Origin of the sequence: Mycolicibacterium fluoranthenivorans (assembly GCF_011758805.1) — a bacterium.
Taxonomy (GTDB): domain Bacteria; phylum Actinomycetota; class Actinomycetes; order Mycobacteriales; family Mycobacteriaceae; genus Mycobacterium; species Mycobacterium fluoranthenivorans.
This window is the reverse complement of the sequence record NZ_JAANOW010000001.1, coordinates 1,240,098-1,261,895: the sequence shown is the minus strand read 5'-3', so window position 1 is coordinate 1,261,895 and position 21,798 is coordinate 1,240,098. Positions and strand designations below refer to the sequence as shown.

Annotated in this window: 15 protein-coding genes; 6 read left to right on the top strand and 9 right to left on the bottom strand. The window is 68.4% G+C overall.

Annotated elements, in window-relative coordinates; all coding sequences use genetic code 11:
- Window positions 1–50 precede the first annotated feature (50 nt).
- The 3 genes from recC to recD are packed head-to-tail and all read left to right on the top strand — an operon-like array spanning window position 51 to window position 8,067.
- Entirely contained in the window at window positions 51–3,221 is a 3,171-nt protein-coding gene (recC, locus tag FHU31_RS06200) for an exodeoxyribonuclease V subunit gamma (RefSeq protein ID WP_167156774.1), read from the top strand.
- Window positions 3,218–6,460: an exodeoxyribonuclease V subunit beta gene (gene recB / locus FHU31_RS06195; protein ID WP_167156772.1), complete on the top strand. Its 3,243-nt coding sequence runs from the start codon at window positions 3,218–3,220 to the stop codon at window positions 6,458–6,460. The genes recC and recB overlap by 4 nt, the downstream gene beginning before the upstream one ends.
- Window positions 6,457–8,067 carry an exodeoxyribonuclease V subunit alpha gene (gene recD, locus FHU31_RS06190; RefSeq protein WP_167156770.1) on the top strand — a complete coding sequence of 537 codons (1,611 nt, stop codon included), beginning with the start codon at window positions 6,457–6,459 and terminating at the stop codon, window positions 8,065–8,067. The genes recB and recD overlap by 4 nt, the downstream gene beginning before the upstream one ends.
- A 1-nt stretch (window position 8,068) precedes the next feature.
- Here recD and FHU31_RS06185 read toward each other — a convergent pair whose 3' ends face one another.
- The 7 genes from FHU31_RS06185 to FHU31_RS06155 form a co-directional block, all read right to left on the bottom strand.
- Complete coding sequence (locus FHU31_RS06185) at window positions 8,069–8,218, bottom strand: hypothetical protein (protein WP_090360082.1); 150 nt, start codon at window positions 8,216–8,218, stop codon at window positions 8,069–8,071.
- Between the two features lie 234 nt (window positions 8,219–8,452).
- Window positions 8,453–8,623: a hypothetical protein gene (locus FHU31_RS06180; protein WP_167156769.1), complete on the bottom strand. Its 171-nt coding sequence runs from the start codon at window positions 8,621–8,623 to the stop codon at window positions 8,453–8,455.
- A gap of 175 nt (window positions 8,624–8,798) precedes the next feature.
- Entirely contained in the window at window positions 8,799–10,277 is a 1,479-nt protein-coding gene (locus FHU31_RS06175; protein WP_167156767.1) for a glycoside hydrolase family 130 protein, read from the bottom strand.
- A 13-nt stretch (window positions 10,278–10,290) separates the two neighbouring features.
- Window positions 10,291–11,307 (bottom strand): glycosyltransferase, encoded by a 1,017-nt coding sequence (locus FHU31_RS06170; protein WP_167156765.1) that lies wholly within the window; start codon window positions 11,305–11,307, stop codon window positions 10,291–10,293.
- Window positions 11,295–12,428 (bottom strand): glycosyltransferase, encoded by a 1,134-nt coding sequence (locus FHU31_RS06165; RefSeq protein WP_263988003.1) that lies wholly within the window; start codon window positions 12,426–12,428, stop codon window positions 11,295–11,297. Before FHU31_RS06165 ends, FHU31_RS06170 begins: the two co-directional genes overlap by 13 nt.
- A gap of 133 nt (window positions 12,429–12,561) precedes the next feature.
- The gene (locus FHU31_RS06160; protein ID WP_263988002.1) at window positions 12,562–13,359 is read right to left on the bottom strand and encodes a GAF and ANTAR domain-containing protein; all 798 of its coding nucleotides are present in this window, start codon (window positions 13,357–13,359) and stop codon (window positions 12,562–12,564) included.
- Window positions 13,360–13,445: 86 nt separating this feature from the next.
- A complete protein-coding gene (locus FHU31_RS06155) occupies window positions 13,446–14,549 on the bottom strand; it encodes a fatty acid desaturase family protein (protein ID WP_167160695.1) in 1,104 nt (367 codons plus the stop codon).
- Between the two features lie 122 nt (window positions 14,550–14,671).
- Here FHU31_RS06155 and FHU31_RS06150 point away from each other — a divergent pair, with 122 nt between their 5' ends.
- Both FHU31_RS06150 and FHU31_RS31825 read left to right on the top strand, forming a co-directional pair.
- On the top strand, window positions 14,672–15,538 hold the full coding sequence (locus tag FHU31_RS06150) for an NYN domain-containing protein (RefSeq protein WP_167156761.1): 867 nt from the start codon (window positions 14,672–14,674) through the stop codon (window positions 15,536–15,538).
- A gap of 152 nt (window positions 15,539–15,690) precedes the next feature.
- Window positions 15,691–15,825, top strand: coding sequence for a hypothetical protein (locus FHU31_RS31825; RefSeq protein ID WP_263988001.1), 135 nt, complete (start codon window positions 15,691–15,693; stop codon window positions 15,823–15,825).
- On the opposite strand, the gene stpK7 is transcribed toward FHU31_RS31825, so the two are convergent.
- Together stpK7 and FHU31_RS06140 are read right to left on the bottom strand one after the other, a co-directional pair.
- Entirely contained in the window at window positions 15,826–17,589 is a 1,764-nt protein-coding gene (gene stpK7, locus FHU31_RS06145) for a serine/threonine protein kinase StpK7 (RefSeq protein WP_167156759.1), read from the bottom strand.
- Window positions 17,590–17,686: 97 nt separating this feature from the next.
- Complete coding sequence (locus FHU31_RS06140) at window positions 17,687–19,195, bottom strand: DUF4407 domain-containing protein (RefSeq protein ID WP_167156757.1); 1,509 nt, start codon at window positions 19,193–19,195, stop codon at window positions 17,687–17,689.
- 225 nt (window positions 19,196–19,420) lie between these two features.
- On the opposite strand from FHU31_RS06140, the gene FHU31_RS06135 reads away from it, so the two are divergent.
- Complete coding sequence (locus FHU31_RS06135) at window positions 19,421–21,784, top strand: lysylphosphatidylglycerol synthase transmembrane domain-containing protein (protein ID WP_167156755.1); 2,364 nt, start codon at window positions 19,421–19,423, stop codon at window positions 21,782–21,784.
- Window positions 21,785–21,798 lie beyond the last annotated feature (14 nt).

The window sequence follows — 21,798 nt, the reverse complement described above, 5'->3', positions numbered from 1 at the left end:
CCTGAACACCTGCTCCTGACCGGGCCACCGACTGGCTAGGGTGAGCAGCGATGGCTCTGCACCTACACCGCGCCGAGCGGACGGATCTGCTCGCCGACGGACTGGGAGCGCTGCTGTCCGAACCCCTGCCCGACCCGTTCGCGCGGGAGTTGGTGCTGGTGCCCGCCAAGGGTGTCGAACGCTGGCTCAGCCAGCGACTGTCGGACCGGTTGGGCGTCTGCGCCGGTGTGGAATTCGCCAGCCCGCGCACGCTGATGGCGACGCTGTCCGGCACGTCCCGCGACGATCCCTGGTCCCCCGACGCCCTGGTGTGGCCATTGCTGGCCACCATCGACGCGAACCTCGACCAGCCGTGGTGCACCACCCTGGCCACCCACCTGGGCCACTTCGACACCGGAGACGAGCACGAACTTCGCCACGGCCGGCGGTACGCGGTGGCACGCAGATTGGCCGGACTCTTCGCCTCCTACGCACGCCAGCGCCCCGAACTGCTCATCGACTGGACGGGCGTCGAGGCGGACCTGTCCTGGCAGCCGCCGCTGTGGCGGGCCCTGCTGTCCAGAATGGGCATCGACCCTCCGCACATCCGGCACGCGCACACCGTGTCGCGGCTGCGGGAAGCGCCTGCGGACGGACTCCCGCCGAGGCTGTCGCTGTTCGGCCACACCCGGTTGCCCCGCACCGAGATCGAACTGCTCGACGCCCTGTCCACCCATCACGACCTGCACCTGTGGCTGCCCCACCCCAGTGACCGCATGTGGCAGGCGCTGTCCACTCACAAGGGACGGATCCCGCGCCGTGACGACACCGGTCACCGCGCGCTCGGGCATCCGCTGCTGGCCACGCTCGGCCGTGACCTGCGCGAACTGCAACGGGCCCTGCCCACCGCCGCGACGGACGAATACCTTTCCACGGCAACATATCCGGATACTCTGCTGGGCTGGCTGCAATCCGATATCGCCGCCGACCGGCTGCGTCCGGCCGGCCGCCGGCACCGGATCGCGGACCGCTCCGTACAGGTGCACGCCTGCCACGGCCCGGCCCGGCAGGTCGATGTGTTGCGTGAGGTCCTGCTCGGCCTGCTCGCCGACGACCCCACCCTGGAGCCGCGCGACGTCCTGGTGATGTGCCCCGATATCGAGACGTTCGCCCCGCTGATCTCGGCCGGTTTCGGGTTGGGCGAGGTGGTGCACGGAGCTCATCCGGCGCACCGGCTGCGGGTTCGGCTGGCCGACCGCGCGCTGGTGCAGACCAATCCGTTGCTGTCGGTGGTCGCGCAGCTACTGACGCTGGCCGGCGGGCGGGCCACCGCCAGTGAGGTACTGAACCTGGCCGCATCCGCCCCGGTGCGCGCCCGGTTCGCCTTCACCGACGACGATCTCGACGCCGTGACCGCCTGGGTTCGGGAGGCCAATATCCGCTGGGGTTTCGACACGGAGCACCGTGCCCCCTACGGCGTCGAGTTCCTGCACAACACGTGGCGTTTCGGCGTGGACCGGGTGCTGGCGGGTGTCGCGCTGTCGGATGACTCACGGACCTGGCTGGACACCACACTGCCGCTCGACGATGTGAGCAGCAATCGCGTCGAGCTGGCCGGGCGGTTCGCGGAGTTCGTCGACCAGCTACACCGGACCGTCGTCGCGCTCAGTGGCACCCGCCCACTGGCCGAGTGGCTGCAGGCACTGTCGACGGGCCTCGACGCGCTGGCACACGATGACGAGGACTGGCCCCGCGCCCAGGTCCAGCAGGAGTTCGCCGCCCTCCTCGACGGGACGGCCACCGCCACCTCGACCGTGCTGCGGCTGAGCGATATTCGCGCGCTGTTGGACCGGCGACTGGCCGGCCGGCCGACCCGCGCCAACTTCCGCACCGGCACCCTGACGGTGTGCACCATGGTCCCGATGCGGTCGGTCCCGCACCGGGTGGTGTGCCTGGTGGGCCTGGACGACGGGATGTTCCCACGGCTGGGCGCCATCGACGGTGACGACATCCTGGCCCGCGACCCGATGACCGGTGAACGCGATATCCGTTCCGAGGACCGACAGCTGCTGCTGGACGCCATCGGCGCGGCCACCGAGACACTCGTCATCACCTACACCGGCGCCAACGAATACACCGGGCAGAGCCGACCGCCCGCGGTGCCGATCGCCGAACTGCTCGACACCCTGGACCTGAGCTGCGAAGGAGAGGTGTCGGTACTCACCCAGCATCCGTTGCAGCCCTTCGACATCCGCAATGTGGAACCGGACGGGTCCGGCCGCCCGTTCACCTTCGACCCCACCGCCCTGACGGCGGCCAGGGCGATGTCGGGGCACCGCGAACCGCGGCCGGTCTTCGTCTCAGGTCCACTGCCGGCCCCACCCCGCACCGATGTCGAACTGGCCGACCTGGTCCGGTTCTTCAACGACCCGGTGAAAGGCTTTTTCCGGGCCCTGGATTACACACTGCCGTGGGATGTCGAGGGTGTATCCGACGAGATGCCGGTGTCGATCGACGCCCTGCAGGAGTGGACGGTCGGCGACCGGATGCTCGCCGACATCACCGCCGGGCTGACACCTCAGGACGCGCAGCAGGCCGAGTGGCGCCGGGGCACCCTGCCCCCGGGCCGGCTCGGCTGGCGTCGGGCCATCGAGATTCGAGACCAGGCAGCGCAATTGGCCGCGGAGGCATTGCGGCACCGCAGTGTCGACGGCGACGCCTTCGACGTCGACATCGAACTGGAACCGGGCCGGCACCTGACGGGAACGGTGACCCCGGTCTTCGGCAATCTGCTCTCGGCGGTGACGTACTCCAAGCTCGACGGCAAGCATCTACTCAAGGCCTGGATCCCCTTGCTGGCGTTGGCCGCTCATGACCCGAAGCGGGCCTGGTCGGCGACCTGTGTCGGGCGGCCCAGGCGGGGCACCACCCCGCGGGTGCAGACTCTGGAGGCCCCCGACTCGGCCCTGTCGGTATTGCGCGACCTCGTCGGGCTCTACGACGAGGGCCGCCGAACCCCGTTGCCGCTGCCGATCAAGACGTCGTACGCGTGGGCTGCCGCACGCGACGCCGGCGACGACCCGGAGCAGGCCGCCAACTACCGCTGGAAGAACGAATGCGAGGACAAGGCCATCGAGCGGGTGTGGGGCCGCGGCGCCCGGCTCACCGACCTGGCCGGCCTCGACGAGTACGCGCAACGCCTGTGGATTCCGCTGCTGCGTGCCGAAAGAGGCTGGCGGTGAAGGCCTTCGACCTGCTCGGTCCGCTGCCGGTACCGCAATCGACGACGGTGCTGGAAGCCAGCGCGGGCACCGGCAAGACGTTCGCACTGGCCGGTCTGGTCACCAGGATGGTCGCCGAAGGCGTGGCCGCACTCGATCAGATGCTGCTGATCACGTTCAGTCGGTCGGCCAGCCAGGAGTTGCGCGAGCGGGTGCGCGCCCAGATCGTCAGCGCGCTGGCGGCCATCGACGATCCGGAGCGGGCCGCCAACGAGTTGGAACGGCACATCTGCGCCACCGATCGGCAGGCGCGGCGCCTGCGCCTGCACGACGCGCTGGCCGGTTTCGACGCCGCGACCATCGCCACCACCCACCAGTTCTGCCATATCGTGCTGAAATCCCTCGGGGTGGCCGGGGACAGCGACAGCGGTGTGACGCTGGTGGAGAGCCTCGACGAGCTGGTGGTCGAGATCGTCGACGACCTGTATCTGGCGCATTTCGGCATGCAGCGCGACGACCCGGTGCTCGGGTACCGCGCAGCGCTGAAGCTGGCCCGGGAAGTGGTCAACCACCCCGCGACAGAGCTGCGACCGGTCGATCCGGAGCCTGATTCGTACGCGGCGGTGTGCCTGGCCTTTGCGCGGGATGTGCTGGCCGAATTGGAGATCCGTAAGCGGCGCAGCGGAATTCTGGGCTATGACGATCTGCTGACCCGGCTGGCTGCCGCACTCGACCAACCCGATTCCGCCGCGCGGGTGCGGATGCCGCAGCGCTGGCCGATCGTCATGGTCGACGAATTCCAGGACACCGATCCCGTCCAATGGCAGGTGATCGAGCGGGCCTTCACCGGGCGCTCGACGCTCGTACTGATCGGCGATCCCAAGCAGGCGATCTACGCGTTCCGCGGCGGCGATATCGACACCTATCTGCGGGCGGCCGACACCGCGGGTGACAAGCAGACACTGGGCACCAACTGGCGCAGCGACGCCGCTCTGGTGGATCGGCTGCAGGTGGTGCTCGGCGGCGCGCAATTGGGTGGCCCGGGAATCGTCGTGCACCCGGTACACGCCCACCATCAGGGACACCGACTGGCCGGCGCACCCCGCAATGATCCGTTCCGGCTGCGGGTCGTCACGCGCGGCAATTCCCATACCCGCACCATGCAGATCGACCGTCTACGCAGCCATATCGGCAAGGATCTCGCCGCCGATATCGGCGCCCTGCTGGCCAGTGCGGCCACCTTCGACGGAGCCGCCGTGCAAGCCCGTCACATCGCGGTGATCGTCGAAACCCACAAGGACGCCAGGGCATGCTTCGACGCCTTGTCCGAGGCCGGGATCCCCGCGGTCTACACCGGTGACACCGACGTGTTCGGTTCCGAGGCCGCAGCGGACTGGCTGTGCCTGCTGGAGGCCTTCGACCAGCCGCACCGCCCGGGTCTGGTGCGCGCCGCGGCGACCACCGCGTTCTTCGGTGAGACCGCGGAAACCCTTGCCGCGCGCGGGGACGCGTTGACCGACCGGGTGGCCGAGACCCTGCGCGCCTGGGCCGGACACGCGCGGGAACGCGGGGTCGCCGCGGTGCTCGAGGCCGCACAGTTGGCGGGGATGGGCAGCCGGGTGTTGTCCCGTCAAGGGGGCGAGCGGCTGATGACCGACCTCGCGCATATGACGCAACTGCTCCAGGACACCGCGCACAACGAGGGATTCGGGCTGCCCGCACTGCGCGACTGGTTGCGCACCCAGAGTTCCGGCGGCGGCGGCACGGCCGAACGTAATCGGCGCCTCGACAGCGATTCGGCCGCGGTGCAGATCATGACGGTGTGGGTGTCCAAGGGACTGCAGTACCCGATCGTGTATCTGCCCTTCGCCTTCAACCGCTACACACCCGACCCGGATCCCGTCCTCTACCACGAAGATTCGGTGCGCTGCCTCCACCTGGGCGGGGCGGCGCCCGCGGTGGTAGCGGCGGGTAAGGCCGAGGCGGCCGCCAACGACAGCCGGTTGACGTATGTGGCGCTGACCCGGGCCCAGTCACAGGTGGTGGCCTGGTGGGCACCGTCGTACTACGAGCCCAACGGTGGCCTGTCGCGGTTGTTGCGCGGGCGGGCACCAGGGACGGCCGAGGTGCCGGACGTGTGTGTGCCGGCCAAGATCTCCGATACCGACGCGTTGGCCCGCCTCCGGGCATGGGCGGACGCGGGCGGGCCGGTACTGGAGGAGTCGGAGATCGCGCCGTTCACCCCCGCCCCGGTGACGGCACCGGCCACGGACCTGTCGGTGCGCCACTTCCACCGGATCATCGATACGACGTGGCGGCGCACATCGTATTCGGGACTGTTGCGGGCCGCCGAGGATTCCCGGACCGCGGGTGTCTCCAGTGAGCCCGAGGTGGTCGAACTGGACGACGAGATCCCCGACATCGCATTGACCTCCCCTCCGGCGGGCGCCGATACGCCGTCTCCGATGGCCGATCTGCCCACCGGCGCCACCTTCGGTTCGCTGGTACACGCCGTCCTGGAGACCGCGGACCCCTTCGCCGCGGACCTCGCGGCGGAGTTGCAGGCCCAGGTGGCGGTCCATGCGTCCCGGTGGCCGGTGCCCGCCACCGCCGGTGAGATCGCGACCGCCCTGGTGCCGCTGCACGACACCCCGCTGGGTCCGCTCGCGCCGGGAAAGACGTTGCGGCAGATCGGTTTGCCAGATCGGCTGTGCGAGCTGGATTTCGAGTTCCCGCTGGCGGGTGCGGATCACACGCTGGCCGACGTCGGCGCCCTGGTGGGCCGCCACCTGCCTGCCGCTGACCCACTGGCCTGTTACGCCGAACGGTTGTCGACGGGGACGTTGGGCCGGCAATCCTTGCGCGGGTACCTCTCCGGATCCATCGACGTGGTGCTGCGGGTGCCCGCCGGCGGGCATACGAAATATGTTGTGGTCGACTACAAGACGAACTGGCTGGGCACCGCCGACGCGCCGCTGACCGCCGCCGACTACACCAGGCAGCGCATGGTCGAGGCGATGCTGCATTCCGACTATCCCCTGCAGGCGCTGTTGTACAGCGTGGTGCTGCACCGCTATCTGAGGTGGCGGCTTCCCGGGTATGCACCCGAAACCCACCTGGGCGGGGTGATCTACCTGTTCGTGCGGGGAATGTGCGGCCCCGCCACACCGGTGACCGACGGCCACCCCTGTGGGGTGTTCAGCTGGGCTCCGCCACCGGTTTTGGTGACCGAACTGTCGGCACTGCTGGAGGGCGCGTGACCCCCGATTTCGAACCGGCCGATACCCATGTGGCACAACGATTGGCGGCACTGACCGGCGAGACCGACGAGTCGGTGATCCTGGCGGTGGCCCTGGCGGTCCGCGCCCTGCGCGCAGGGTCGGTGTGCGTGGACCTGCGCGCCGCGGCTGGCGAGTTCGGCACGGACGCCGACACCTGGCTGGCCGCCGTGCGGGCCAGCCCGCTGATCGGTCCCCCGGCGGTGCTGCACCTGTTCGGCGATCTGCTCTACCTGGACCGGTATTGGCGCGAGGAGCAGCAGGTGTGCGATGACGCACTGGCCCTGCTGGCCGCGCAGCCGCCGGGCCCCACACCGGAGGTGGCGCGGCTGTTCCCGGACGGGTTCGACGAGCAGCGGGCGGCCGCGAAACTGGCCCTGGCCCAGGGCCTCACCGTCCTGACCGGCGGTCCCGGAACGGGTAAGACGACCACGGTGGCCCGGCTGCTCGCGCTGCTCGCGGAGCAGGCGGCCCTGGCCGGCCGGGCGTCGCCGCGGATCGCGTTGGCGGCGCCGACGGGTAAGGCGGCCGCGCGGCTGCAAGAGGCGGTCCGCGCCGAGGTGGACCGCCTCGACCCGGTGGATCGCGCGCGGTTGACCGGGCTGCCGGCGACCACGTTGCATCGGCTTCTCGGGGCACTGCCGAATACGTCGTCGCGCTTCCGTCATCATCGGGGCAATCGGCTGCCGCACGATGTCATCGTCGTCGATGAGGCCTCGATGGTGTCGTTGACCATGATGGCCCGACTGCTGGAAGCCGTCCGCCCACAGACCCGGTTGCTCCTGGTCGGTGACCCCGATCAGCTGGCCTCGGTGGAAGCCGGCGCGGTGCTGGCCGACCTGGTGGACGGCCTGGGTGCCGACCGTGTCGCCGCGCTGCACACCTCGCACCGCTTCGGCGAATCGATCGGCGCGCTGGCCACGGCGATCCGGGACGGTGACGCCGACGGCGCTCTGGAGGTCCTCGCCGCCGGTGGACCGCACATCGCGTGGACACCGAGCTGCGACGCCCTGCGGGACGTCCTGCTGCCGCATGCGCTGCGGTTGCGTGAAGCCGCGCTGCTGGGCGATGCCCCGGGGGCCACGTCGGTACTGGATGAGCATCGGCTGCTGTGTGCGCACCGGCACGGCCCGTTCGGGGTGACGCACTGGAACCGTCAGGTGCAGCGCTGGCTTACCGAGGCAACCGGCGACCCGATGTGGTCGGTGTGGTACGCGGGGCGGCCGGTGCTGGTCACTGCCAACGACTACGGACTCAAGTTGTACAACGGGGACACCGGCGTCACCGTGGCGACACCGGAGGGCCTGCGGGTGGCGATCGGTGCCGCGTCGTTCTCGACCGGTCGCCTCACCGAGGTCGACACCATGCACGCGATGACGATCCACAAATCCCAGGGCAGCCAGGCCGACGAGGTGACCGTGCTGTTGCCGTCGGAGGATTCACGGCTGTTGACGCGGGAGCTGTTCTACACCGCGGTGACGCGCGCCAAGAGAGCGGTGCGCGTGGTGGGGTCGGCCGCCGAAGTCCGCGCGGCTATCGACCGCCAAGCCGTGCGCGCGACCGGACTCGGCCCGCGCCTGCGCCGGTAGGTCAGACGGTCCGCGCTGCGAATGCGGCGCTGGAGAGGATGCCGATCGCCAACGCCAGCGTCCCGTAACCCAGAACGGCGGCTGCGACGACGGCGGCGATCGATCCGAGACCCAGAACGACCAACAGGCCTGCTAACAATGCTCCGCCCATGTCCACCCTTTCCTATGACTGCCGTCACAATGTAGCGCATGTGGTGGGCTCAATCACACCAACCCACGGACACGATTCGGTGGAGACTTACTTACGCGCATTTGTACAGTTCAAGAGGCTAATTTGAGCTTGCCTATCGGCCGGTATTGCCTTGCCGATCGGCCGACTAAGTAGCTCCGTGTCTCGCGGATGCCGAAGGGCCCGGACAGGCGTCCGGGCCCTTCGGGAATGCGACTAGCGGTGGTTCTGGTGGTGATGATGCACGGAGGTCCCCGGCTGCGGCGCGTTCCCCTGGTACGGGAAGCCGGTCTGCGCGTCGGCGCTGCCGGCGACGCCCAACGCGATCATGGTCGGGGCGGCGGTAAGGACGATTCCTGCGGCGATACGGCGGGCGATGGTGGTCATGTCATCTCCTTGTGCGGCTGGGCTTTTCGCCGTTCAACCCGGGTGGTTCAAGCCCGCATTGTTCCGGCGTTGTCACCACAATGCCGGGTCCGGGCGCCGCGGTATGTCGGGCGACCGGACCACGCATCGGGGGAATCCACGTTCCCCCGATCGGGGGACACACCCGGGCCGGTGACTACGGCTGCATCGCCGCGAGCAGCTCGGGAAGCGCGACGGTGGCGATTCCGATCGCGCAGTCGCCGATGCCGTAGGGCAGGACCAGGGTGTCGGCGTGTACCAGCGCCCCGCACGAATACACCACGTTCGGTACATAGCCGTCCCGCTCGTCGGCCGCGGGATGCAGCAGGGCAAACGGCAGCCGCCCGATGATCCGGGTGGGATCGTCGAGGTCGAGGAGTATCGCCCCGATCGAGTAGGTGCGCATCGGCCCCACCCCATGGGTGAGGACCAGCCAACCGGCGCCGGTCTCCAGCGGAGAACCACAGTTACCCAACTGCAGCGTTTCCCACACGGCGCTGGGCTTCTGACATTCCTGCGTCGTCGTCCACACCGACAGGTGGTCACTGAAGGCGACGGTGTTCGATTCCCGGTCGGACCGCGACATCGCGGCGAATCGCCCGTGGATCCGGCGCGGAAACAGCGCCAATCCCTTGTTCGCCGCCGCCGCACCGACCATCGGTGTCGAGTCGAACGTCCGAAAGTCCTTGGTGGTCAACATCTGTTGACTGATCTCGACTCCATCGTAAGCCGTATAGGTGGCGTAGTAGGTGGCTTGCCCGTCGTCCTCGACGAAGCGGACGAATCGCGCGTCCTCCATCCCCGCTTCCTCGGCATCCGTCGCCGGCCACAACACCCGCTCGGCAAGGGGTATCTCGCCGCGGAACTCGACACCGTAGGAGCGGTCCGCAATATCAGTGATCAACTCGATCAGCTGCGGAGTGTGAGCTCTGGTGCGACTGTGCCGATGTAACCGCTCCAGTCGGTCGTCCAGATCGCCCCGGCTGAACCGTTCGCCGAGCCCGTCGAGCACATAGCCGGCAGTCTCTTCGGAACCCCACACTTTGACCAGCTCATTGCGAAACACCGCGGCGTCGAGCAGGGTCGAGGTGATGGTCCCGACCGTCGCGAACGGCACGGCATCGTCGAAGTGGACCGTCCCTGCGCCGTCCACGGTGCCGGTGCGGAATCCGATGGACGACCGATGCCCTTCACCGATACCCCGCACGCTCATCACAAAGCGCAGACTGCCCGGCGCCACCCCCGATTGATCGGGGTGCTCGACGATGCTGGGATTGCACAGCGCGGCCCCCTCGATGGTGTACTCGCTGGTGAAAGCTGCGCCCAGCAACAAGATTCGGGCATCGGAAAGATCCCGCCCCGGGTCCAGCCGGTCGGACAGCTCGCGTGCGTGCCGGCGGAACGTGCCGACGAGATCGCGGTGCCGCCGATCGAACCGGATGACGATATCGTCCAGGGCCGCCCGCACACCGTCCTCATCCAGCGCCAGTATCCGCCGCAATACCGCTCCCGCCCGGGACTCGTGGACTTCGAATCCCTCTTGACCGGGCACGAACAACCGGGTGATGACACGTGTCGGATCGGCCGCCATCCGAAGCGGGCTCCGGGTGACCAGTTCCTGGTCCGTCCGCGTCACTGGGGAGCACCGGTCACTGCGGAATACCGGCGAAGCGCCTGGCCAGCTGAAGTGTGGACATCGCCGCCAGTGTCGACTCCGCCCCCTGATTGATGTTCACGCCGTTCTCGTGCAGACCGTCGTATCCGCCGCCGGTCTCGGGGTCCCACATGAGCAATCCCGCGTCGTTGGCACCCTGGAACCACGCTGCCGCCGCACGCACGGTGTCGGGCCAGATCGACTGCGCATCGACGGAGGCTGCCCGGGCACACGCATCGGCCAGGGTGGATATCTCGATCGGCTGCTGGTCGAACCCGGGCCTGTGCTCGCCGGCCGACCAACCTCCGACCGGTGTGGGCGACAGGTGCTCGCCGTGTGTCTCGCGTTCGATCAGCCAGCCCAGCAGATCCAGGCCGCGCTGCCCGAGGGCGGGGTCGCCGACAACGGCGGCCGCGGCGATCATCGCCTCGGCGAGTACGGCATTGGCGTAGGTGAGGCGCGCCTCCGGCCAGGGCCAGCTCGGGTCGTCATTCGGCGCCGGGAGACCCGCGACGTAATCGTCGATCAGGCGCCGGGCCGCGGTGTTGCCGGGCTCGACACTGAGCAGTTCAGCGGCCCCGACGGCGGCGAAGGCCATCGCTCGCGGCCATGCGGAGCGACCATGGGCGGCGCGCTCGAACTGCACCACCGCCAGCCTGCGCACCAGACCCAGGTCGTTGTGCGCGGCGGCCGTGCCCAGTCCCCACAGACACCTGCCCCAGCAGTCCTCCAGTGCGTAGCTGTCGGTCCACTTGCCGCTGTGGTCCATTCGATTGCGGCATCCCCCGGAGTACGCCTGCGCCTCGTCCAGGAATCGCACCGCCAGCCGGGACAGCCCGTGGACCGCGTCGCCCGCCTCGGGCTCGCGGCTGGCCACCACCAGCACTCTGGCCATATCGTCGGTGCAGTACCCGTGGTTCTGGCGAGGCGACGTCCCGTCGGCGTGTTCAAAGGTGCCACGCCGGTCCGAGAGTCTCAGCAGATGACCGAACTCCGTCGTTATGACAGCCATGTCTGCTTCGACCGCTTCGCCAGAATTCGTTGTGCCACAGCTTGATACGAGGTGGCCACCACCGGCCAGGCCATTGCCGGCGCGAGCCTGCGGGCCTCCGCGGCCATCCCCCCGGCAAGCCGGGGCTGGGTCAGGACGGCCTCCAAGGCGGCCGTCATCGCGTCCGGGTCATCGTGGGGTACCACGATGCCGGCTCCGGTCGCCAGCAGCTCGACGGCGTGCGGGAAAGCGGTCGCGACCACCGGGCGGCCACTGGCGATCGCGTCCACCAGGACACCGGAAGTGACTTGGTCGGTGGAGTCGTAGGGCAGCACCACCACCGACGCGGACTGCGCGAGAGCGGACAACGACGCCACATCGCGGTAGCCGGCGTCGAAATGGACCGCTGCCGAGATGCCGGCGCGTCGTGCCTGCTCGGCACGAGCCTCACGATAGGCCTCACCTTCTGCGGCAAGAACCTTCGGATGGGTGCGACCGGCGATCAGGTATCGCGGGTTGCCCCTGAGCGTGTGCAGGGAACCCATCGCGTCGATCACGCGCTCAATGCCCTTGCCAGGGCCGAGCAGTCCCCACGTCAGCAGGGTGGGGCGACCGCTTCGCTTGGTATGGCCGAACGTCGTGACGGCCGCACCGTGCGGAATGGTGCTGACCTTTCGGCGTTCGACGTCGAACCCTGCACACAGCCGCAGCGCGGCCGAATCCGACATCACCACCACCTGATCCGCCAAGGCCGCCACCGCCTCCAACACCGAACGCTGATGCCGCGTCGGATCCTTGGGGACGGTGTGCAGCACGACGATCGACGGAATCTGCAGCCCGCCAAGGATACTGATGACCTCATCGCCATCGGCACCGCCGTAGATACCGTATTCGTGCTGGATGACCGCGACATCGCTGTTGTTGAGCAGATCCGAGCACGCGTCGACCGAGGACGGAGACCCGTTGATCAGTTCGCCGACAACGCGATTGCTACGGCTGGGGGTGCCGTCGGCCACTCGCACCACATTCACGTCGGCACCATTGGCGGACAATCCGTCCGCCAATGCGGCGCTGAACGTGGCAAGGCCGCACGGAGTGGGCGGATACGTGCTGAGAATTCCGAAGCTCGGCGTTGCCGACACCGGACGCTCCAACAACGGGCTATTCGAGAATTGAGAATTAAGAAAAGGTTTCAAGGTGTGATCCAGACAGTCGGATGTCACCGACGTGCCCGGCGCGAGCTGCTGCTCGTGAGATCAACGGCGGACAGCTGACTCATCCCGGACTGGCTGGGGTCCCAACACTGTCCACGTTACACCCCGGGTTCGGCCCGGCCTGGTCAGCACGGCGAGCACGGGCCCGGCGCACGGCTTCGGCGACGATCTGTTCGGCCACCTCGGCCAGTTTGCGTTGCTCGGCCTGACTCATCGCCCGTAGCTGGCCGAACGCCTCCGCGGCGCTGCGCCCGGTACGCGCGCGGATGATCCCGATCGCCTGATCGATCACCGGACGCGTCGACAGGGCCACCTGCAGCTGACCGGTGAGCGCGAGCGCGTCGGCCAGGATCCGGGCGTTGTGCACCGCGACGGCCGCCGGCTTGGCGAACAATTCCGCGAACTGCGCCGAATGCTCGTCGAAGGCGTCCTTCTCGCGGCTGTAGACGCTGACCGCACCGACGACCCGGTCACCCAGCAACAGGGGCACCGCCATCGCACTGTGCACGCCGAGCCGGCCCACCCGCGGACCGAATCGCGGCCACAGCTTGGTCCCCCCGAGCGAACCTGATCGCACCGTGCGCCGTTGCAGCGCGGCGGTGATGCTCGGCCCCTCGTGCACCGTGACGTATTGGATGGTGTCGATCTCAGCGACGAACGGCGCACTCGCAGCCGACGCCAGGACGGGGTCGTCCTGGCGTTCCGGCTGCAGCAACGTCACGCCGGCACCGTCGGCGCCGGGGACGGCACGCACGGCCGAGGCGGCCACCTCGGCGAGCACCTGGTCCAGGTCGAGGCTGTCTGCCACCAACCCGGCGAGGCTGGTGAGCCCGGCCTGCAGGTCGGCGACCGCAGTCACACCGTGATCATCTACGGAGTGCTCCGTCATCGCCCGTGCCCATACGTTCGGCCGGCAACGCACGCGTGCCGGATACCCGGTTCATATTAGTTGACCTGCTTCAGACCCCAACGGCCCCGAAGTCCTTCGTCGGGCAACGCGAGCCGGAAGTTGGTCCGCAGCGTCTGCAGATACTGGCGGGCCAGCGACCCGGTGGTGTAGGCGAGGTCGTATTTGTCGCACAGTTCCCGGACCCGCACGCTGATCTCGGCGTACCGGTTGCAGGGCAGGTCGGGAAACAGGTGGTGCTCGATCTGGTAACACAGGTGACCGCTGGAGAAAGCCATCACAGGGCCTGCGTTGAAGTTGGCCGCGCCGAGGAGTTGGCGCAGGTACCACTCCCCCCGGGTCTCCTGCTGCAGGATCTCCGGCGCGAACTGCTGCACACCGTCGGGGAAATGCCCGCAGAAGATCACCACATACGCCCACAGATTGCGGAGCAGGTTCGCCGTGACGTTCGCGGCCAGGGTCCGTCGCCATCTGCGCAGGCTCAGAGCCGGCAGCAGGACGTAGTCCTTGGCCACCTGCCGCCCGATCTTGCGGAGCAGCGACTGCGTCACCGCACGCCGGCCGGCTTCGGTGGTGGCCCGCTCGTGCTCGGAGTGCATTCCGTGCCGCGCGATACCCCATTCGAAGATGAGGGCGAGCAGCAGGTTCCGCAGCGGCTGCAGCAGATACTCGCGCTTCCAGGGCTGATCCCGGGTCACCCGCAGCACACCGAAGCCGAGGTCGTCGTCCACTCCGAGCACATTGCTGAACACGTGATGCCGGTAGTTGTGCGAATAGCGCCACTGTGCGGAGGTGCCCGCCATGTCCCATTCCCACGTGGTCGAATGGATCTCCGGGTCGTTCATCCAGTCCCACTGACCGTGACTGACGTTGTGCCCGATCTCCATGTTCTCAACGGATTTCGCGTACGCCAGCAGGACCGCGCCGACCACCCAGCCCGTCCGCGACGTGCTGCCGGCGATCACCAGCCGGGCCGTCAGATCCAGTACCCGTTGAAACGCGATCACCCGGTGCAGGTAGGTGGCGTCCGGGCCACCCAGGGAAGCTTCGATGTCCGACCGGATCGCGTCCAACTCGGCGCCGATCGCCTCGACGTCCGCCGGACTCAAGTTCGCGTACTCCGCGATATCGCTGATTGCCACCTGAATTCCCGGTCCGTGTTGGTACGGCGGCAAAGTCCGGGCCACCTCAAATGCAACACCTCCACCCTAGGCCTCGGAACCGATCCGCGCCACGCCGCGACCCGATGAGCAAGACTGGACCCATGACCGAGACCTCTGCCGCCCGTGTCGCGGTATACCTCGACTTCGACAACATCGTGATCTCGAGGTATGACCAGGTGAACGGGCGCAATTCGTTTCAGCGCGATAAGGCCAAGGGACTGGACCCCGCTCACCTGGCCCGCGCCACCGTCGACGTCGGCGCCGTGCTGGACTTCGCCTCGTCGTTCGGCACCCTGGTGCTCACCCGGGCATATGCCGACTGGTCGGCCGATGTGAACGCGGGGTACCGCCAACAGCTGGTCGGCCGTGCCGTCGACCTCGTGCAGCTGTTTCCCGCGGCCGCGTACGGCAAGAACGGCGCCGATATCCGGTTGGCGGTCGATGCGGTCGAGGACATGTTCCGACTGCCCGACCTGACCCATGTGGTGATCGTGGCCGGCGATTCCGACTACATCCCACTGGCGCAACGCTGTAAGCGGCTGGGCCGCTACGTGGTTGGTATCGGGGTGGCGGGATCGTCGAGCCGTGCGCTGGCCGCGGCCTGCGACGAATTCGTGGTGTACGACGCCCTGCCCGGTGTTCCGGTGTTCGAGCCCGTACCGGCTTCCGAACCGAAGAAGGCCGCCGGACGGTCGAAGAAGTCCGAGGAGGACGAGCCCGACCCCCAGGCGGCCGCCACCGCGCTGCTCAGTCGAGCTCTCCAGATCGGCCTGGAGAAGGAAGATGCGGAGTGGCTGCACAACTCCGCGGTGAAGGCGCAGATGAAGCGGATGGATCCGTCGTTCAGCGAAAAGTCTTTGGGATTCCGATCTTTCAGCGACTTTCTGCGGTCGCGCTCGGACACCGTCGAATTGGATGAGAGCTCGACGACCCGGTTGGTGAAACTGCGCGGCGACCGATCGGACTAGCAGTCTTGTGGTGAATGCCGCGTCGAAAATGACGGAATCACAATAAAATTCACGTGGTCGCGTCTCACGGTCAAGGTCGCCGGAACCGTCGTGTCGACGTGTATGGTCGGGGAACAGGGACCATCGCAGGCCCCCATATCAAAGGGGTCTCCATGGCCGACAAATCACCGCGGCAGAGCATGACGAAGAAGTCCGGTAAGTCACTCAAAGAGAAACGCGCGACCAAGCGCGCCGGCGAGACCGGGCAGCAGACGACCGAGAATGTCCTGCACCCCAAGAAGCGATAACTAGGACACCGCGCCGTTGAGCGCGGGTTCGGGGATCATCCCCTTCTCCACACCCCACATCGTGGCGATGGTCTTGTACTCGCCGGTGGAGATCAGGTGCTGCAGCGCCTGCATCAGCGACTGAGCCAGCGCCGACCCCTTGGCCACCGGCCAACCGTAGGGTGCCGCGTCGAACACCTCACCGGCGGGCACCAACGACCCGCCGCTGAGTTTGATGGCGAATCCGGTCACCGGCGAATCCGCGGACATCGCCGCGATGTCACCGGCGATCAACGCTGCCGTCACATCGTCCTGGCGGTGGTAGACCACCTTCTCGATGGGCGCCAGACCCGCCGCCACGCACTCGTCGCTCTTCGCGGGAATCTCCACGGTCTCCTGCAGGACGCTGGCCGCCACTCCCACGCGTAGTCCGCACGCCGCATCCGGGTGGACTGTCTGCCCGGCCCGTTGCGCCCAGAGCGTGCCGGCCTCGAAGTAGGTGACGAAGTCGACCGCTTTCTGACGTTCCGCCGTGTCGGTCACCGATGACATCCCGATGTTGTAGGCACCGCTCTGCACGGAGGGGATGATCTGATCGAATTCGGTCTCGCGGTACTCCGGGGTCAGCCCCAAGGTGCGGGCCACGGCATTCATCAGGTCGACATCGAAGCCGACGATATCGCCCGCGGAGTTCTTGAACTCGTTCGGTGCGTAGGGCACGTTCACCCCGATCACCAACTTGCCGGTATCGCGGATGTCCCCGGGCACGGTCGCGGCGATCGCCGGCACCGACCCGGGCAGCCCACCGCCGGCGGCATCGTGCGGTTCCCACCATTTCCACGCCGCCACCGCGCACGCCCCCACCAGCACCAGCACCCCGGCCACCACGAGCGCCCGCTGCGGTACCCGGCGACCCGCGCCGGACTGTGCGCGCTGCGCGGAATGCCGGCCCGAGCGGGTCACCCGAACGGGGATGGTCACCGCACGCCGGGCGGCCGCCGCCAGCTCGGCCCCGGTCTGGTACCGCTTGGCCGGTTTCTTCGCCATCCCCTTGGCGATCACCTCGTCGAAGGGCTCCAGCCGGGGGTTGAGCACCGACGGCTTGGGTGGCGGGGTCACCATGTGCCCCGCGATCTGCTGTTCGAGACTGTCGGCCGGATAAGGCCGAGTCCCGGTGAGACATTCGTAGAGCACACACGTCAGGGCGTAGATGTCGGCGCGCGGATCGGCCTGCCCGCCGTCGAACCGCTCGGGTGCCATGTACGCCAGCGTGCCCAGGGTGCTGCCCGCCGTCGTCATCCCGACCTCACCGGCGACGCGCGCCAGTCCGAAGTCGATCAGGTACGCGAAGTCCTGCTTGGTGATCAGGATGTTGGACGGTTTGACGTCCCGGTGAATCAGACCCTGCTTGTGCGCGGCGTCCAGTGCCGAGCCGACCTGTTCGACCACCTTGACCGCGAACTCGGGCTCCAGCGGCTTGTCGGTATCGGCCAGGATCGCGCCGAGGGTGCGCCCTTCGATCAGTCGCATGTCAAGGTAGAGCCGGCCGTCGATCTCGCCGAACCCGTGGATCGGCACGACATGTGGGTCGTTGACCCCCGCAGCCGCCTGAGATTCCTGCCGGAAGCGCGCCTGGAAGGTGGCGTCCAGCGCGAGGTTGGGTGGCAGCACCTTGAGTGCGACGACGCGTTTGGTCCTGGTGTCGTAAGCCTGGTAGACCTCGCCCATCCCGCCGCGGCCGATCAGCTCCTGGAGCTGATAGTGCCCGAAAGGTGTCGAGTCCACCGTGTTCCCTCTCGGCGCCGGCCTCTGTGTCGCGTTGTCAGCTGCGTCGCAGTGTCGATCGAAGCTACATCACAGTGGCAAAATTGTCGTCACATGGCTAACGGGCCGGCGGCAGCTGACGTCGGCCGGGCAGCTCCGGATGGTGCTCCGCGTCAGTCAGCTCCGGACCCCGCCGGGACCTGACCCGGCCGATGCCCGGGACGTCCGTCCAACCGGACTCGACGGATTCGGCCGGCCCCTCGGCTGCGCCCTCGGTCTGGACGGTCACCTTGTGCGTGCGTCGCAGGGTGAAGTGGATTTCCTCGGTCTCCTCGAAGACCTGCCGCAGCGGCTTGGTGGCGTTGTCGATGGCACCGGCGACGATGGGCGGCACGAAGGGCCGGATCCAGCGCACCGCGGCCTTCGTGACGTCGGGAATGACGGGGATGGCCGCCAGCCCACCACTGCGCTGCGGCTCGGCGACGGCAGGCAGGTTCCCGGACTCCGGCCCGTCCAGCGCCCGGATGCCGGCGGCGTCCTGGGCGGCGACCGGCAGATGCACATCGACCGGTGGCTCGATCTCACGGAACACCGGTTCAGGCCGCACCACCCGCACCTGCTCCCGGGCCTGCAATGCCTGCTCGACGCGGCGACGCTGCTGCTCACGGTCGATCTCGTTCTGCGCCGCGACGGCCAGCCGGGCGCTCTCCAGCTCCTGTTCGGCCCACATCTCCTCGATGGTCGAGCGGACCTCGGCCCGCTTGACCGCGATCGCCGTATCGGCCGCCAGTTCGGCGCGGTGCCGTTCGGCGGCGGCCTGGGCACCCCGCTCGGCGGCCGTGGCGCCCCGCCACCGCCGGAGGATCAACGGCAGCACGCTGAGCAGCACGAAGAACATGTCCATCAGGACCCGCAGTACCAGCGGACCCGGATGGGTGCCGGTATATCCGTTCATCGCCGACCAGCGGACGCCCAGACCGGTCACCTCGCCGCTTCGGCGGGCGGCCTCCAGCGCTTGTTCTCGACCTGCGATATCGGCCTCCAGCCCGGCGGCCCGGCCGCTGCGGTCGGCGACGGCCGCGTCGACCTGGCGTTGCGCGTCGGCGAGGATCTCGTTCGCGGTGCGGGTCTCGGGTCCGGCACCGGGTACACCCGTGATGCGGACCTGCGGGCACTGCGGAGACGGGTTGAACTCGCACCTGGCCACCACGAGGGCCTCGTCGCGTTGGGTGTTGGCTGTCGCGACGGCATCGTCGAGGCCGGCTCTGGCTCGGCGTGCCTGATCCAGCTCGGCAGAGGCGCGCACCACCGCGGGCGCCGAATCGACCTGCGCCGCAAGCACCCGGTCGATCGGTCCGGCGAAGATCACCGTCGCCGCCAGCTCACCGACGACGACCCCGAACGCCGCCGCGACGGCGACCCGGCCCGCCAGCGCCGACCGGCCGCCGGCACACGCCCAACTCACCGCGCCGAACAAGACTCCGGCCGCCACTCCCCCAGCCGCCGAAGCGACCGCCGGCCACTGGGTCGCGCCAGCCAGTGCCAGCGCGGACACCAGCGCCGCAAGAGCGCTCGACAGCAACAGCACCGCCGCAGACAACGGTTCCGGTAGTCGCTTCGCACGCATTGAGGCTCCAAACTGTCCGAATTCGATGATGTTCCCCGTCGCTTCGCTCGCCCCCGGGCGATGTTCCCCGTCGCTTCGCTCGCCCTGCAGCGATTCCCCGTCGCTTCGCTCGCCCTGGCCGAGCTGCATGCCGAACGGAATCCCTCACGCCGGCCGCGAATACCCCGGATTCTCCCACAGCGCCGGTACCCGTGCTTCGCACGACGAGCGGTTACGTTTGTCCACGTGCGTGTCGACGGCCGGGATATCAGCGTCACCGGGAGCTTGCTTCAACCGTTGACCCGTCGCACCAACGACATCCTGCGACTGCTGCTCGCCGCACTGTTCCTGGCCACGGTGATCACCAGCTCACTGATCACCCGCAACGACTGGGTGAGCCTGGAACGGTCCGTATCGGAGATCATCGGGGTGCTCACCCCGACCCAGTCCAACCTGGTCTACCTCGCCTACGGCGTGGCGATCCTGGCGTTACCGTTCGTCATCCTGGTCAGCCTGGTGCTGTCGCGGCAGTGGAAACTGCTCGGGGCGTATGCGGCGGCGGGGCTGCTGGCTGTGCTTTCCCTTTCCATCTCCGGAAATGGCATCGCCGCCCCACAATGGCATTTCAACCTATCCGACCGGCTCGACACCCAGCTGTCCCAGTTCCTCGACGATCCCCGGTGGATCGCACTGCTGGCGGCGGTTCTCACGGTGTCGGGACCGTGGTTGTCCCGGCGGCTGCGCCGGTGGTGGTGGACGCTGCTGCTGGCATTCGTGCCCATCCATCTGGTGGTCAGCGCCGTGGTGCCGGCCCGCACCCTGCTCGGACTGGCCGTCGGCTGGTTCGTCGGCGCGCTGGTCGTCTGGGTGGTGGGCACACCGGCCCTGGAGGTGCCACTCGACGGCGCGATCCGGGCCCTGGACCGGCGCGGGTTCGTCGCCACCACGCTGGCGGTCGTCCGCCCGCCCGGCCCCGGACCTCTGGTGCTGGCGGCCACCAGCGCCGACGCCACCGTGGTGGTGGAGCTGTACGGACCGAATCAGCGCAGCGGCGGCGCCATGCGTCAGCTGTGGGGCAAGTTCCGGCTGCGCGACGACGAGACCGCTCCCCTGCAGACCTCGATGCGCCGCGCCGTGGAGCACCGGGCGCTGATGGCCATCGCGATCGGCGATCTGGCACTGGCGAACACGTCGACCGTGGCGATGGCCGCGCTGGATCGCGGGTGGACGCTGTACGCGCGCAAACCCGCCTCAGGCGCACCGCTGAGCGCCGAGTCCACCCCTGCCGACGCCGTGTGGTCCGCACTGCACCTGCTGCACGAACACGGCATCGCGCACGGCGATCCGCGCGCCAAGGAGATCACCGTCGATGACCACACGGTGCGGTTCGGTGGGTTCGCCCACGCCGAATACGGCGCCACCGACCCGCAGCTGCAGTCCGATATCGCGCAGCTGCTGGTGACCACCAGCGCGCTCTACGACGCGCCGACGGCCGTCGCCGCGGCCATCGGCGCCTTCGGCCGCGACGCCGTGTTGACCGCATCGCGCCGGCTCACCAAATCGGCGGTACCGAAACGGATCCGGGGGGACGTGCCGGACGCACCGGACGTCATCAAGGCCGCACGCGAAGAGGTGCAGAAGCAGACCGGCGCCGACCAGATCCGACCCGAGGCGATCACCCGCTTCACCCGCGTTCAGGTGATCCAGCTGGTGCTGCTGGTGGCGCTGGTGTACGTCGCCTATCCGTTCATCAGCACGGTGCCGACCTTCTTCTCCGAACTGGGCTCGGCCAACTGGTGGTGGGCGCTGCTGGGCCTGACCGTGTCCGCACTGACCTATGTGGGCGCAGCCGCGGCATTGTGGGCCTGCGCCGACGGGCTGGTCAGCTTCCGCAATCTGTCGATCATGCAGGTGGCCAACACCTTTGCGGCCACCACCACCCCGGCCGGCGTCGGCGGGCTCGCCCTGTCGGCACGATTTCTGCAGAAGGCGGGGCTGAGCTCGCTGCGGGCCACGGCCGCGGTGGCCCTGCAGCAGACGGTTCAGGTGATCGTGCATGTGCTGCTGCTGATCATGTTCACGACGTTGGCGGGTGCGTCGGCGAACCTGTCGCATTTCGTCCCGAGCACGACGGTGCTGTACCTGGCTGCTGGTGTGGCGCTGGGCCTGGTCGGATTCTTCCTGGCCGTGCCCAAACTGCGCCGCTGGCTGTCCTCGTCCCTGCGACCGAAGCTCAAGGAGGTCACCGAAGATCTTGTCGAGCTCTCGCGGGAGCCCAAACGGCTCGGGCTGATCGTGCTGGGCGCGGCGGGCACCACGCTGGGCGCGGCACTGGCGCTGTGGGCCAGTGTCGAAGCATTCGGCGGGGACACGTCTTTCGTCACGGTCACCGTGGTGACGATGGTCGGTGGGACGCTCGCGTCGGCGGCGCCGACGCCCGGTGGTGTCGGCGCGGTCGAGGCGGCGCTGATCGGTGGTCTTGCCGCGTTCGGTGTCCCGACCGCGATCGCGGTGCCCTCGGTGCTGCTCTATCGCGTGCTGACCTGCTGGCTGCCGGTGTTCGTCGGCTGGCCGGTGATGCGCTGGCTGACGCGTAACGACATGATCTGACCGCGCACGTATGT

Coding starts and splice junctions, on each gene's coding strand:
- recC (WP_167156774.1), top strand. CDS start 51: ATGGCTCTGCACCTACACCGCGCCGAGCGGACGGATCTGCTCGCCGAC.
- FHU31_RS06185 (WP_090360082.1), bottom strand. CDS start 8,218: ATGGGCGGAGCATTGTTAGCAGGCCTGTTGGTCGTTCTGGGTCTCGGA.
- FHU31_RS06180 (WP_167156769.1), bottom strand. CDS start 8,623: ATGACCACCATCGCCCGCCGTATCGCCGCAGGAATCGTCCTTACCGCC.
- FHU31_RS06170 (WP_167156765.1), bottom strand. CDS start 11,307: ATGGCTGTCATAACGACGGAGTTCGGTCATCTGCTGAGACTCTCGGAC.
- FHU31_RS06150 (WP_167156761.1), top strand. CDS start 14,672: ATGACCGAGACCTCTGCCGCCCGTGTCGCGGTATACCTCGACTTCGAC.
- FHU31_RS31825 (WP_263988001.1), top strand. CDS start 15,691: ATGGCCGACAAATCACCGCGGCAGAGCATGACGAAGAAGTCCGGTAAG.
- FHU31_RS06140 (WP_167156757.1), bottom strand. CDS start 19,195: ATGCGTGCGAAGCGACTACCGGAACCGTTGTCTGCGGCGGTGCTGTTG.